Source organism: Succinispira mobilis DSM 6222, from assembly GCF_000384135.1.
GTDB lineage: Bacteria > Bacillota > Negativicutes > Acidaminococcales > Succinispiraceae > Succinispira > Succinispira mobilis.
This window is the reverse complement of the sequence record NZ_KB913028.1, coordinates 916297-930852: the sequence shown is the minus strand read 5'-3', so window position 1 is coordinate 930852 and position 14556 is coordinate 916297. Positions and strand designations below refer to the sequence as shown.

The window sequence follows — 14556 nt, the reverse complement described above, 5'->3', positions numbered from 1 at the left end:
TTATTTCTGCTCGACTATCTTAATATCTTAAACAAATTCCTACACAAGTCACAATAAATTGCTTTTGTGTTATCTGAGACAACCTTAATTCTTGCATTATTTTTAGCATCATTACTGTGAACTTCTACACAGGACAGTGACATTTCGTTTTTTTATTTTTTAGCGGAAACATTATATCATTAAAAAGTTCACTTTTGCGGTTTTAATTTAACTTAACAAAACTCTATTTATTGCAGGAGGTTATTTATGAAAAATCTGCTTACTATTGCTGGTTCAGACAGTAGCGGTGGCGCTGGTATACAAGCCGATCTAAAGACTTTTGCTGCTCACGGCACTTTTGGCATGAGCGTTATTACCGCCATTACTGCGCAAAATACTCAAGGAGTCCGTGCAGTAGAAAACATCACTGCTACTATGGTTAAAGAACAAATCGATGCCATTTTCGAAGATATTCCTGTTCATGCCGTAAAAATAGGCATGGTTTCAGAAACTCCGATCATTGAATGTATTGCTGACAGATTACGTTATTATCAACCAGAATATATCGTAGTTGACCCTGTAATGGTCTCTAAAAGCGGCTACTTATTATTAGAACCATCTGCTTGTAAAGCGCTTTGCCAAAAACTTATTCCTTTAGCTACCCTAGTTACGCCGAATTTACCAGAAGCAGAGGTAATTGTTGGTTTTCCCGTAAAAACCAAAGCAGATATGCTATTAGCCGCTAAGCATATAATTAATTTAGGTGCTAAAAATGTGCTAGTAAAAGGCGGACACTTAGAAAGTAGCGCTGATGATTTGCTTTTTGATGGTACCACCAGCACTTGGTTTACCGCGGAACGTCAAGCTACTAAAAATACCCACGGCACTGGTTGTACACTCTCTAGTGCCTTAGCTAGTAATTTAGCTAATAATGTTCCGCTAATACAAGCCGTAACTAATAGTAAAGCTTATATTAGTAAAGCAATTGAATATTCGCTAGCCCTAGGCAAAGGTTGTGGCCCAACCCATCACTTTGTTGATTTATATAAATTAGCTGGCTGGCTATAGAAGGTGACTCTATGAAATATAAAAAAACTAATGCCATGCGCGAACTAGACAAAGCCACAATAAATTATACCGTACTTTGCTATCCAGTCGATGAACATAACCTAGCTGCCGATTATGTCGCCCAAAAAATTCAGCAACCGCTTGAAATTGTTTTCAAGACTTTAGCAATTTTAAATGAAAAAAAAGAACTTATTATCGCCTGCATTCCTGGCGACCAAGAACTAGACTTAAAAAAATTAGCTAAAGTTGCCAAAAACAAAAAAGTAGAAATGCTTGAGCTAAAAGAGTTGTTAAATCAAACTGGCTATGTCCGAGGTGGTTGCTCACCGCTGGCCATAAAAAAAAGGCATTCAACTTTTATGCAGCAAACTGCTTTAAATTTTCCTGAAATTGTAGTAAGTGCGGGGCAACGCGGCTTGCAAATTAAACTTAATCCCCAAGATTTAATCAATTATTTGCACATACAAGTGGCTGATATTATTCAATAGCCATTTAAACTTTAGACCTAGACTTAATTAAATTTAAGCTTGGCTCGCGGTGAATATCTAACTAATTTAGCAATTCTTTTTATAAATTGAATTAACTAGAGCGTCTAATTAAATTGGCATTACTCCTAGCTGAATCTAGGCATCTTGGCAAATAATTTCATCTATGGTTATCTGTTGTGAGCGTGATAATGAAAATCCTCCCGTGGACTTAAGGCTTTCGCTTTATCATCAAGGATTTTCCATATCACGCTCTTTTTTGTGTTGCACTTAAAATGATAATTCATCTGTAAAAAAATATGCTGTGCCATGCAGAAACTTTCTGCACCCACAACATATTTTTGAGAAATCAAATTTTTTCAAACCACACGCTTTATTAATTTATAAAAATATTTTTCATCTCAAACTACTCTTATTTTTCTCTAAACTCCACACGCTTTCTCACAGTAAAACTTGCAACTAATAAGATTGCACTGGTAACTAAAAAAATATAATTAGTTGGTATCCATGAACCTAAAGCTCCTCCAATTATCGGACCTAACATCGAACCCAGTTGATGAAAACTTGTTGCCAACCCAAAAGCACGACCTCGAAAATCAACTTCAGAAAAATTAACTAGATTAGCATTCATCGTTGGCGATGTTCCAGCTAAAAACAAGCCGAAAATAAATTGACCTAAGCCAAACAGCCAAAGATTATTAATAATTGTTTGCAAGCCTACGGCAATGCCTGCTCCAAATAATACTAAAAACAAAGTTTTTCCGAACCCTTTTTTCTGCCCAAGCCCACCCCAATATGGTGCTGCAACTATCCCTGCCACACCTATTAGCGAAAATATTATACCCGAAGCAACCATCGCCCCTTGCATACTTCCTTGTAGTTTGCCAATATAAAGTGTCAATAACGGTTGTAACATCATAATACAACCTTGCACGACACTAAATAACAGCAAAGTATGCAGCAGTGGTTTATTTTCATAAGCAATAGCAAAATCTTTTTTAAATGATTCATGTCCCTGATTTAAAATTTGCCGCTCTTCGCGCACAAAAAATTTAACTGCCAAAGTCGCTAAAAAAATATTCATTCCTGCAATAACAAATGACCAACGCATAGTAAAATAGTTTGCTAGTAAGCCTCCAAAAAGAGGACCTAATATTGAACCAGTCGAAATTGCGGTTTGCATTAAACCTAAACCCCAACCAGTTTTATCTCTTGGCAAAGAGTTCGCAACTAAAGACATAGAAGCTGGAACAAAACCACTAACAATTCCTTGAGCCGCCCTCACGATTAATAATTCATATTCATTCCGCACTACAGCGGCTAACGCATAAACAAAAGCCAAAGAAAATCCAGCCCGAATAATCATACTCATTTTTCCTTTTTTATCTGCTTGTGCTCCCCAATACGGAGCCATAACTGCTCCACCCAAAAAGGCTATCGAAAAAATTAAGCCTGACCAAAAATTAACCCTTTCTGTTTCTACTCCTAGCTCGTTAATTAAATACATTGGTAGAAAAGGTATAATCATTGTATAGCTAGCACAAGCCAGTAAAACTCCAAACCACAGGACAAATAAATTTTTTTGCCACTGCGCCAAAAAACTTATTTTTTTCAAAAACCTAGCCAAAAAGTATTCATCTCCCTATATTACTCTATTTATGCAAACAATTATAAACTTTTTCTGTCTGTTTGTATAGTACGAAGTAAGTTCTGTCTCTTACAATAAGTACAAACACCTTTAATTTGTCTATAAATTTTACAAATTGCTTCCAAAAATATTACAATCCCAATTATTTTGCAATTATTTTTTTCTATTTTATTTGACACTTGAGACTATTTTATAGTATAATTTCTTTAATTTAATACTACGAGAGTAGAGGTGCGGGTAGCATTAGTAACTTAGGGAGAGTAGCGTCGATGATCTAAGCCAAAGGGCGACTGCCGAAGGTTATATTTTGCTAAAACTTATAATCTGGTTTGTTGGCGAATAGCTGACCGACTGTCACCTTGAATAAGGTGGAGGGCTATCTCTGAGAACGTTATTGTAAAGCAATTTACAAAACAGTCCTTTGAGTAAGCTTAGGGCTGTTTTTTTATTTGCAAAATTTTCATGAGGTGAGATTATGATTAAAACACTAGTAACTGGTGCGCTTGGAAGAATGGGGCGCGAAACTTTAAAAGCAGTACACAATTCTAAAACTCTAGAACTTTGTGCTGCCGTAGATATTAATCCTACAACACAAACTCTAGGTCAAATAATCGGTGCCGAATTAGCTTTACCTATGCACACCGAGCTAAGCAAAGCTTTAGAAGCAGCTAAGCCTCGAGTAGTAGTTGATTTTACTCGACCCGATGTAGTAATGACAAATTTACGCCTTGTTCTAAGCAAAGGGATTTTTGCAGTAGTTGGAACGACAGGTTTTAGTGAAGCTGATTTGCAAGAATTAGACCAATTAGCTAAAGCTAATGACACGGCAGTTTTAATTGCGCCGAATTTTTCTATTGGTGCAATTTTAATGATGCGTTATGCGGCTGAAGCCATAAAATACTTACCTAAAGCCGAAATTATCGAATTACATCATGATCAAAAATTAGATGCCCCATCGGGAACAGCTATCCTTACCGCAAAGAAAATGGCTGAAGCTCGCGGTGGTTATCTAAAGCAAGGTGCTGAAGGTGAAAAGGAACTTTTAATCGGAGCACGGGGTGCCGAATATGAAGGTATCCATATTCATAGCGTACGTTTACAAGGTTACGTTGCTCATCAAGAAGTTATCTTTGGTGGCTTGGGCGAAACTTTAACTATTCGTCATGATTCTATTTCCCGTGAAAGTTTTATGCCTGGCGTCGTGCTTGCTTGTGAAAAAATTGTAAGTCAGCGCGGTTTGGTTTATGGTTTAGATAAATTATTATAACTTTAAGATAGAAGGAGCGAATTACTTATGAAAAAATATAATGTTGCAATCTTAGGTGCTACTGGAGCTGTCGGCCAAGAATTTTTAACTTTAATCGAAGAACGAAATTTCCCTTTCAACGAATTACGACTTTTAGCCTCAAAACGTTCTGCGGGTAAAGTGATTAATTTTATGGGCAAAGACTACACCGTAGAAGAAGCCACTAAAGATTCCTTTACAAATATTGATATTGCCCTATTTGCAGGTGGCTCGATCAGTAAAGAATTTGCGCCTTATGCTGTAAATGCTGGTGCAGTTGTCATTGATAATTCTAGTTCCTTCCGCATGGATCCCGAAGTTCCTCTAGTTGTAGCTGAAGTTAATCCTGATGCTATTTGTAAACACAAAGGGATAATTGCTAACCCTAACTGTTCAACAATCATTATGTGTATGGCGCTAAAACCAATTTATGATTTAGCTAAAATCAAGAGAATTGTTGTGTCAACTTATCAAGCAGTTTCTGGTGCTGGTAAAGAAGGTATTGATGAATTAGACAACCAAGTGGCTGCTCACGTTAAAGGCGAAGAAATGGTTGCCAATATTTTACCTAGCGCTAGCTTAGATAAACATTACCCGATTGCCTTTAATTTAATTCCACAAATTGACGTATTTTTAGATAATGATTATACTAAAGAAGAAATGAAAATGGTTCTAGAAACCAAGAAAATTTTTGATGATCAACAAATGGCAATTACCGCTACGACAATTCGTGTGCCGGTTTATCGGAGTCATTCTGAGTCGATTAATGTTGAATTAGAAAAATCTCTGGAAATACCTCAAATCAAAGCAGCTTTAAGCTCATTTCCTGGAGTTACTGTGCAAGATAATCCCCAAGAAATGCTTTACCCCATGCCACTATACACTTCAAATTTAGATGATGTTTATGTCGGCCGAATTCGTAAAGATGAGTCTTTAGCTAATACCTACAACATGTGGGTGGTAGGTGATCAAATTCGCAAAGGCGCGGCTTTGAACACCTTGCAAATCGCTGAAGTAATGATTGAACGTGGTTTAATTTAACAGATAATTTTTTAGTTTTATAGTATAATGTATTGAGATTATTATTTTCAGTCTATAACTAAAACAATATTTAATGAAGGTAGGTAATGTTTAAGATGCGCATTATTGTTCAAAAATTTGGTGGAACTTCTGTAGCCACAAAAGAAGCCCGCACTGCTGTTATTGGCAAAATTAAAAATGCCTTAGATAAAGGTTATAGTAGCATAGTAGTTGTATCTGCTATGGGCAGAAGTGGTGACACTTATGCAACAGATACCTTGATTAATGTAGCTAAAGCAGAAAATCCAACTATTGGCAAGCGCGAGCTTGATGCAATAATGTGTTGTGGCGAAATCATATCTGCCTCTGTAATGTCTGCGGCCATGCAAAAAGAGGGCTTAAAAGCAGTTTTGCTAACTGGCGGCCAAGCTGGAATAATCACTGATGATAATTTTTCAGCAGCACGTATTATTCGAGTTGAAACCAGAAATCTAATCAAACTTCTAAATGAAGGCTACATACCCGTAGTTTGCGGTTTCCAAGGCGTTACTGCGGATATGCTTAATATTACAACTATTGGACGTGGTGGCAGTGATACTACAGCTGCGGCTCTAGGAGCAGCTTTAAATGCTGAGGTAGTGGAAATTTATACTGATGTTGACGGAATAATGACCACTGATCCACGCATTGTAAAAGAAGCTAAAGTGCTTGATTGCATTAGCTATGGAGAAATATGCCAATTAGCCCATCAAGGTGCTAAGGTTATTCATCCACGCGCAGTAGAAATTGCTATGCAAAAAAATATCCAATTAGTGGTCCGTTCTACTTTTTCTGACGCTCCTGGTACTTTAATTACTAATAATACTCGTGTAGAAACCAGCGATATTATTTTAGATGATCGGGTGGCTAGTGGAATAAGTTTTTTAAAGGACATAGCGCAAATAAGAATTGATACGAATCGCGAAGACAACACTGTAAGTATCCGTATTTTTTCTGAACTTGCGCGCAATCATATAAATGTTGACTGTCTAAATGTTCATCCTGGAGAAATTCTCTTTACGGTAAACTCCAGCGATTTAGACCGTTCCATGTCTGTTCTCAAGGAAGCTGGTTTTGATCCTAGTTTCCGCGACAACTGCGCAAAAATTTCTGTAGTAGGTGGCGGTATGAAAGATGTACCTGGGGTGATGGCTACTTTTGTTAGTGCTATTGCTAATCAAGGGATAACAATTCTCCAAACTGTTGATTCTACTAATACAATTTCCGCTGTCGTAGAGCAAGAATATTTACATGATACTGTTAAGGCCTTACACGATGCTTTTAATTTAGCAAAATAGTTTCCCAAAGCCAAAAAACAAGGAGTGTATTTTTATGTTCGGTCGATTAATAACGGCAATGATTACCCCTATGAATGATGATGGAAGTATCAATTATCAATTAGCAGCAGATTTTGCAGAAAATCTTATCAACAATGGTTCTGATGCCCTAGTAGTCGCAGGCTCCACTGGAGAAGCCGCTACTTTAAGTGCTGACGAAAAACTGGAGTTATTCAGAGTTGTAGCCCAAAGAGTAAATGGCCGCGCTAAAATAATTGGTGGTACTGGTTCAAATGATACTCAAAGTTCCATTAATTTAACTAAACAAGCGGCAAGTACTGGCATTGATGGTGTAATGCTCGTTGGCCCGTACTACAACAAACCAACTCAACAAGGTTTCTACGAACACTTTAAAGCAGTAGCCACAGCTACCGAACTACCAGTTGTCCTATATAATGTCCCAGGACGCACAAGTAGTAATATTGCCCCAGCTACTGTAGCTAAGCTAGCTAATGAACTTCCTAATGTAGTGGCTTTAAAAGAAGCCTGTGGTAATCTTGAACAAGTTATCGAACTTATGTCAGTGGTTCCAGAAGATTTCATTATATACAGTGGCGACGATGAACTTACTATTCCCATGATGGCTATTGGTGCTCATGGCGTTATTAGTGTAGTTGGCAATATCGCTGGTAATGAAATGCAAGAAATGATTCAAGCTTTTTTAGCAAAAGATATTACTAAAGCTGCCAAACTGCAAGTACATATGCATCGTCTAATAAAAGCTATGTTTATGGTAACTAATCCAATCCCTGTTAAAGCTGCTGCCTGTTTGACAACTTTAAATAATCAAGGTGGAAAATTACGCTTACCTTTAACACCAATGAGTGCAGCCGAATTAACTACTTTAATTGATATTTTAAAAACTTACAACAAAATTTAATATTTAAAAACAAATGCAAGTAATTATAAAAAAGAAGCATTGCACCGTAAAAAGTGTCAATGCTTCTTTTTTATATAATCTCGACAAACTGTTCTTCTTTAGTATGATCGCGTTTCATTAATTCTTTAATTGCCGTTCGAGCTTTTTTCTTTTCATAAAGTACTTCATAAAGTTTACTAGTAATCGGCATATCAATTTTATGCACTTGCGCCAATTTATAGGCTATTTGCGTTGCTCTAACACCCTCTACTACCATTTTAGTTTCCTGTAAAATATCTTCTAAAGAGCGACCTTTGCCCAATTGCTCTCCAGCCCAACGATTACGACTATGCTTGCTTACGCAAGTAGCAATCAAATCACCTACTCCTGCCAAACCTGCAAAAGTATGCGCTTGTGCACCTAAGGCAATCCCGAGCCGCGATATTTCCGCTAAACCTCGCGTCATTAACCCCGCTAAAGTATTGTCACCAAAACCCAAGCCTGCTAATACACCACTTGCCAAAGCGATAATATTTTTAAAAGCCCCTGCTAATTCCACACCAATTACATCAGTGTTTGTATATGGTCTAAAATATGTTGTCGAAAAAATCCGTTGCAACTTTCTAGCAACCTGCTCATCAGCGCAAGCGATAACAGTTGCTGTAGGTTGCTTTTCGCTGACGTTTTCTGCATGATTTGGTCCAGAAAGAGCTGCAATTTTATTTTCAGGTAGTTCTTGGGCTATAATTTCTGTCATACGACAGAAAGTTCCCTCTTCTAACCCCTTAGCACAAGAAACTATTATTTTATTATTAACACCAATTTTTGCTAATTGTTTACATATTTCTCGAACTACATGCGAAGGTGTTACTAAAACAATTATATCTGCTTGCTTGGCTAACGACAAATCATTGGTGTACTTTATATTAGTTGGCAATAAAATTTGCGGCAAATAATATTCATTGCGATTAGTTTTTTGCAACTTTTCTAAAAGTTCTAATTCACGCACCCAAAGTGTTACATCTAGCTTTTTTTCCGCTAAAAGTTTACTTAAGGTCGTACCCCAACTACCTGCCCCGATTACCAATATTTTTTTCGGCATTAGTTCACCTTCTATTTCTTAATATTATTCATATTTCCAGATTTAATCTTATTTTCAGTCCCTGTAAGCAGGCGTTTTATATTATCCTTATGTCCTACAATTACTAACAAAGCCATAAATCCCGAAAACAACTGAATTTTTAAATCATATTCAAAGTAGTAAGCTAATATTGGTGTTAATGCTGCTCCGATAATAGATCCCAAAGAAACATAGCGAGTAATAAACACAATTAGTGCCCAAACAGCAAATACCAACAAAGAAGTAAGCGGCATTAAGGTTAATAAAATCCCCAAAGAGGTTGCCACTCCTCGCCCACCTTTGAAACCTAGCCAACAAGAATAATTATGCCCAATTATTGCTAAGGCCGCGGCTAATAAATGTACTCCAATATTCGGTGTCAAGTACATAGCAAATGCTACCGAAAGTACACCTTTCAAAATATCAACTATCAAAACAATACTAGCTGGATATACGCCTAGCGTACGAAACATATTAGTTGTCCCAATATTTTTACTTCCATATTGACGAATATCAATACCACACAACCATTTACCTGTCAAAAAACCCGTAGGAAAAGAACCTAAAAAATAGGCCAGCACTGCTGCTATTATATAATCCATAAACACCTACTCCTCAGATTCTTTGCCTCTAACAATAATATGTAAAGGCGTGCCTTCAAAACCAAAGGCATCCCGCAGCTTATTCTCCATATATCGTTGATAAGAAAAATGCATGAGATTTGGTTGATTAACAAAAAAGACAAATGTAGGTGGTTTAGTTTTAACTTGAGTTACATATAAAATTTTAAGTTTAACGCCCTTATCGCTTGGTGGCGGATTAATTGATATAGCTTCTTGTATTACTTGATTTAGTACCCCAGTTGCCACACGCATTGCATGCTGTTCAGCTACATAGTGAATTACTTCTGGTAATCGATGAATTCTTTGTTTAGTTAAAGCTGAAACAAAAACCACAGGCGCATATTGCAAGAAAGCAAACTCATTTCTAATTTCCTCAGTAAAACGCAGCGTAGAGGTATTATCTTTTTCATATAAATCCCATTTATTAACAACAAATACCGTAGCTTTACCAGCTTCATGTGCATAGCCCGCAATTTTCTTATCTTGCTCTAAAATACCTTCACTAGCATCTAAAACCATCAACACTACATCACTACGATCTATGGCTCGCAAAGAGCGAATTACACTATATTTTTCCACTGGCTCATCGACACGAGCTTTACGTCTCATACCAGCCGTATCAATAAATACATAGTTCACACCTTCGCGTTCAATTTTAGTATCAATCGCATCGCGAGTTGTACCCGCTACGTCACTAACAATCGAGCGTTGTTTGCCAATTACAGCATTAAAAACAGAAGATTTGCCTACATTCGGACGACCAATTAAAGCCACCTTGATTTCATCTTCTTCATCACCGCTAGCATCTGTATCTAGCTTAGGAAATCCATCTACTACTGCATCTAATAAATCCCCTAAATTATAACGATTACTTGCCGAAATCGGCATTACATCACCTAAGCCTAAATTGTAGAATTCATACATTTCCATCTCTTGTTTAGGCGAATCAACTTTATTAACAGCCAATACTACAGGCTTTTTAGTTTGCCGTAAAATCTTAGCAATATCTTCATCATCACTAGTCATGCCCGTACGTGCATCTACCACAAATACAATTACATCTGCTTCTTGCATAGCAATTTGCGCTTGCTCCCGAATTGAAATAATAAATTGATCTTGGCTACTAGTTTCAATGCCTCCTGTATCAATCATCATGAATTCCTGATTTAGCCACTCAGCAGTAGCATATAATCTATCACGAGTTACACCTGGAGTATCTTCAACAATTGATATTTGTTTATTAGCTATCGCATTAAACAAAGTGGACTTGCCAACATTCGGTCTACCTACAAAAGCTACAATGGGTTTACTCATATTTTAAAACTCCTCCTCATATTGACAACATTTTAGTGGTCAATACCTATCCGCGATTCTACACCGCTATCAAAATAATGCTTAATATTTGTCATTTCTGTTACTAAATCAGCACGTTCAATTAATTCTACTGGTGCATATCTACCTGTTACAACAATCTCGGTTTTACCAGAAAATTTATCTAGTAATTGATAAAATGCTGTCGTTTCAATTAAGTTGTATTTCAAAACCAAGGTAAATTCATCTAGGACAATAATATCATATTCCCCTGATAAAAGCATCTTTTTTGCTTTTTCCCATCCCTTATCTGCCAAATCTAAATCAATTTGATCGGGATTTTTAAAATTCACAAAATCATTTCTGCCTACTTGATACAATTCAAAATTCGGCAACAATTCTTTAGCTTTAAACTCTCCATATTCAGGATCATCTTTTAGAAATTGTACTACTGCAACTTTAAAATTATGTCCAACAGCGCGTAAGCACAAGCCCAATGCGGCAGTAGTCTTCCCCTTACCATCACCAGTATATACTTGTAACATCTTAATTCACTCCCTTACACAACAATTCTTTTAACTGCGCACCAGTTTCTAGTATATATATATTCTTTTCTGGGAATTTTTTTCTAAAGTCTTTCAAAGTAACATTATCCAAGAACACATCTTCCCCTTTTCTTAATGTAACCGCGGGAATAATTATATTGTCATAATCACTATGACTTTGCACAGCTAACGATAAATCTTGTGCCGTAAGCAAACCTGTTACAGTTATGTCATCGCCAAAAAAATTATTATTTTGAGCATAGACAATGTTTTCAGTATTATGTTCTTGGTTAAAAAATTTAATTAAGGGATTTATAACTTTATAAGCTGATTTTCCTGTAATTAAGAGATAGTTTTGTAATTTATCACTTGCAGCTTGTTCTTGCTGCCAACTATCCAAAAAGCATCTTGTCAAACCAATACCATTTTCTAATTGGGGAAACCCATCATAATTTTCTGCTTTTGGAATTGACCAAGCGGCATTAATGTAAAATTCATCTGCTAAATAAACAAAACTACGTCCAAATTTTTCAATGCATTTTTTTTGGAAATTCTCAACCGCTTTTATTACCGCTTTACATTCTATAGCTGTAAATTGTCTAAGGTCTGGCAAATTATCGCGATATTTAGTCAAACCTACAGGAACTATTGCAACTGACAAAGTTGCAGGCGCTAAAGAAATTAATTCAGCTAATGTTTTTTCCAATACAGCACCATCATTTTTCCCTGGACAAAGCACAATTTGAGTGTGAAATTGAATCGCATGTTCCTTTAGATATGCTAACTGTGCCAAGATCTGGTCAGCATATTTATTATGCATCATTTGTTTGCGAACTTCGCCCGCTGTAGCATGAACGGAAATATACAAAGGACTTAAATGCTCCCCAACGATGCGTTGTTTATCTAACTCAGTTAAATTAGATAAGGTGACAAAATTACCGTATAAAAAAGATAACCGGTAATCATCATCTTTAACATATAAACTTTCACGCATTCCTGCTGGCATTTGTCTTACAAAGCAAAATTCGCAATTATTGTGACATTCTCGTACTCCATCAAAAACTGCGCTCTCAAATTCTAAGCCCAAATCTTCATCAATTTCTTTTTCAATAATTATTCTTTTTACTTTATTATTTTTAGCTGGGATAAACTCCAGTTCTAATTTTTCTTCTGTAAAAGCATTTCTTAGCTGAATTATATCTGAATAATTAGCTACTCCATTTACACTAACTAATATATCACCTGCACTAATATCTGAATAAGCAGCCGGTGTATTTTTTTTTATGTTAGTTATTTTTATTTCTATTGTCCACACCTTCTTTGTTGTGTAAATTTAGCTAAATCAATATTAGTCGTCTGCAACCATGCACGCAAATCACCACTGATATGAAGTTGCTTGCAACGCAACTCTAGCGATGTTTTTGCTCCAGTTAACAGCATTATTGTTCTTACTTCTTCCATTAACTGCCTAAATTCAGTAAGCACATCTTCGATATCTTTATTTTGGACAATACTATTTAAAAAATACATTGCCATACCTGTCAAATCCGCTCCCATTGCTAAGCAGCGCACAATGTCCATACTTGTTTTTATTCCACCAGTAGCAATCAAAACTTGCCTAGAAGCAAGCATTGTACTGGCCTGCGCAAGACTTACCGCAGTGGGAATTCCCCAAGTCAATAATTCTTTTTCCAGTTGTACGTTACGACGTCCAGCCTCTATTGCCAGAAAATTAGTACCTCCACAACCACCAACATCAAAATATTCAACACCAATTGTTAAAAGTTGTGACAATTGTTCTGCATAAATTCCGCACCCTGTTTCTTTTACAATAACAGGAACTTTTAAACTGCCTACAATAGTTTCAATATTTCTCAAATAGCCACGAAAACTTCGATCACCTTCTTGCATAATCAATTCCTGTGCAGGATTTAAGTGAATTTGCAAGGCATCTGCATTTATCATTGCTACTACTTCTTCAGCTTGTTTTAAATTTGCATGTGCTCCGATATTAGCAATGACAATTCCGTTTGGATTCAACTCCCGCACTATGGCAAAACTTTTACGCATTGCTATATTTTCAATTGCCGAAAATTGCGAACCCACAGCAATTGGAATTTGAAGTTGTTCCGCAATTATGGCCAACTTTCTATTATATTCAACTACATCCTGTGAACCACCCGTTAAAGCATTTATTACTACAGGATAAGCTATTTTCTTGTTTAAAAATCTAGTTGCCAAAACTACATCTGCTAAATCTAGTTCTGGCAAACAGTTATGAATTAATTTAATTTCAGATAATAGGCTACAAGCAATCTCTTCCGACTGTAATTTCAAAGCTTGTTGAATATGTTGTAGTTTTCTTGATTCACGCAACATTATTTTATAATCCTTTAAATTCCTTTATTTTTGCAATAATTTTATCTATATACCAATTAGGCGTAGAAGCCCCTGCCGTTATGCCTAACACCTCTATCTCTTCAAACATCTCTGGTACAATTTCCGCAATATCCTCAATATGCCAAGCTGGTACCAATCCTTTAACAATCTCATATAAATGTCTTGTATTCGCACTATTCAAGCCACCAATTACCAACATAGCATCAACTGTTTTTGCCAATTTAATTGCTGCGTCTTGGCGCCTTTTAGTGGCTAAGCAAATAGTTGGTTTAACCAAATAAGAAATTTTTTCTTTCTCCATTAAATTTAAAAATTCTTTAAATTTTTCCTGTTCAAATGTTGTTTGACATAAAACACCATAAGTCAATTCTCTATCTAAACTAGCTATTTCTGAAAACTCTTCTATTATAATTGATTTTTCCGACCAACTGGCGATACTTTGCACTTCTGGGTGCTTTTTTTCACCGATAATCAAAACTTGATAGCCTTGTTTTTGAAAATCTTGTGCTACCAATTGTGCTTTTTTTACATTAGGACAGGTAGCATCAAGTAAGGTACATTTTTTTTCTGTAGCAAAAGCATGTACGAGCGGTGTAGTACCATGAGAGCGAATAATTAAGGTAGAATTTTCTGGTACATCCGTTATTGATTCAATTTTGCCAATACCTTGTTCTTGCAAAGCAGCCACAACTTGAGGATTATGAATTAAACTACCCAAGGTATTAACAACACCTTCTAGCTCACTAGCTTTTTCAGCTATTGCCACAGCACGTCTCACTCCATAACAAAAACCATATTCTTCTGCCAAAATTATCTGCATAAAACTCACCTCATTCA

14 protein-coding genes and 1 riboswitch are annotated in these 14556 nt (G+C 36.3%); of the genes, 6 read left to right on the top strand and 8 right to left on the bottom strand.

Annotated features, from left to right (window positions below):
• The first annotated feature begins 246 nt into the window (after positions 1-246).
• Both thiD and ybaK read left to right on the top strand, forming a co-directional pair.
• Positions 247-1047 (top strand): bifunctional hydroxymethylpyrimidine kinase/phosphomethylpyrimidine kinase, encoded by an 801-nt coding sequence (gene thiD / locus SUCMO_RS0104450; protein WP_019879324.1) that lies wholly within the window; start codon positions 247-249, stop codon positions 1045-1047.
• An 11-nt stretch (positions 1048-1058) separates the two neighbouring features.
• Entirely contained in the window at positions 1059-1535 is a 477-nt protein-coding gene (ybaK, locus tag SUCMO_RS0104445; RefSeq protein WP_019879323.1) for a Cys-tRNA(Pro) deacylase, read from the top strand.
• A 409-nt stretch (positions 1536-1944) separates the two neighbouring features.
• On the opposite strand, the gene SUCMO_RS0104440 is transcribed toward ybaK, so the two are convergent.
• Positions 1945-3147 (bottom strand): MFS transporter, encoded by a 1203-nt coding sequence (locus SUCMO_RS0104440; RefSeq protein WP_156819244.1) that lies wholly within the window; start codon positions 3145-3147, stop codon positions 1945-1947.
• A gap of 251 nt (positions 3148-3398) precedes the next feature.
• Positions 3399-3567, top strand: a riboswitch (Lysine riboswitch).
• Positions 3568-3655: 88 nt separating this feature from the next.
• Here SUCMO_RS0104440 and dapB point away from each other — a divergent pair.
• The 4 genes from dapB to dapA all read left to right on the top strand — a co-directional run bounded on the left by dapB (position 3656) and on the right by dapA (position 7741).
• Positions 3656-4447 (top strand): 4-hydroxy-tetrahydrodipicolinate reductase, encoded by a 792-nt coding sequence (gene dapB, locus SUCMO_RS0104435; protein WP_019879321.1) that lies wholly within the window; start codon positions 3656-3658, stop codon positions 4445-4447.
• Positions 4448-4474: 27 nt separating this feature from the next.
• A complete protein-coding gene (locus tag SUCMO_RS0104430; RefSeq protein ID WP_019879320.1) occupies positions 4475-5506 on the top strand; it encodes an aspartate-semialdehyde dehydrogenase in 1032 nt (343 codons plus the stop codon).
• A 95-nt stretch (positions 5507-5601) separates the two neighbouring features.
• Positions 5602-6822 carry an aspartate kinase gene (dapG, locus tag SUCMO_RS0104425; protein WP_028953871.1) on the top strand — a complete coding sequence of 407 codons (1221 nt, stop codon included), beginning with the start codon at positions 5602-5604 and terminating at the stop codon, positions 6820-6822.
• Between the two features lie 34 nt (positions 6823-6856).
• Entirely contained in the window at positions 6857-7741 is an 885-nt protein-coding gene (gene dapA / locus SUCMO_RS0104420) for a 4-hydroxy-tetrahydrodipicolinate synthase (protein WP_019879317.1), read from the top strand.
• Between the two features lie 70 nt (positions 7742-7811).
• Here dapA and SUCMO_RS0104415 read toward each other — a convergent pair whose 3' ends face one another.
• The 7 genes from SUCMO_RS0104415 to ispH are packed head-to-tail and all read right to left on the bottom strand — an operon-like array spanning position 7812 to position 14539.
• On the bottom strand, positions 7812-8822 hold the full coding sequence (locus SUCMO_RS0104415) for an NAD(P)H-dependent glycerol-3-phosphate dehydrogenase (RefSeq protein WP_019879316.1): 1011 nt from the start codon (positions 8820-8822) through the stop codon (positions 7812-7814).
• A gap of 11 nt (positions 8823-8833) precedes the next feature.
• Complete coding sequence (gene plsY, locus SUCMO_RS0104410; RefSeq protein WP_019879315.1) at positions 8834-9442, bottom strand: glycerol-3-phosphate 1-O-acyltransferase PlsY; 609 nt, start codon at positions 9440-9442, stop codon at positions 8834-8836.
• 6 nt (positions 9443-9448) lie between these two features.
• On the bottom strand, positions 9449-10777 hold the full coding sequence (gene der, locus SUCMO_RS0104405; RefSeq protein WP_019879314.1) for a ribosome biogenesis GTPase Der: 1329 nt from the start codon (positions 10775-10777) through the stop codon (positions 9449-9451).
• Between the two features lie 32 nt (positions 10778-10809).
• On the bottom strand, positions 10810-11319 hold the full coding sequence (locus SUCMO_RS0104400) for a cob(I)yrinic acid a,c-diamide adenosyltransferase (protein WP_019879313.1): 510 nt from the start codon (positions 11317-11319) through the stop codon (positions 10810-10812).
• Position 11320: 1 nt separating this feature from the next.
• Positions 11321-12634, bottom strand: coding sequence for a DUF512 domain-containing protein (locus SUCMO_RS0104395; protein ID WP_019879312.1), 1314 nt, complete (start codon positions 12632-12634; stop codon positions 11321-11323).
• Positions 12622-13698, bottom strand: coding sequence for a type 2 isopentenyl-diphosphate Delta-isomerase (fni, locus tag SUCMO_RS0104390; RefSeq protein ID WP_019879311.1), 1077 nt, complete (start codon positions 13696-13698; stop codon positions 12622-12624). Before fni ends, SUCMO_RS0104395 begins: the two co-directional genes overlap by 13 nt.
• Positions 13699-13702: 4 nt before the next feature.
• Positions 13703-14539, bottom strand: coding sequence for a 4-hydroxy-3-methylbut-2-enyl diphosphate reductase (ispH, locus tag SUCMO_RS0104385; RefSeq protein ID WP_019879310.1), 837 nt, complete (start codon positions 14537-14539; stop codon positions 13703-13705).
• Positions 14540-14556: the final 17 nt, after the last annotated feature.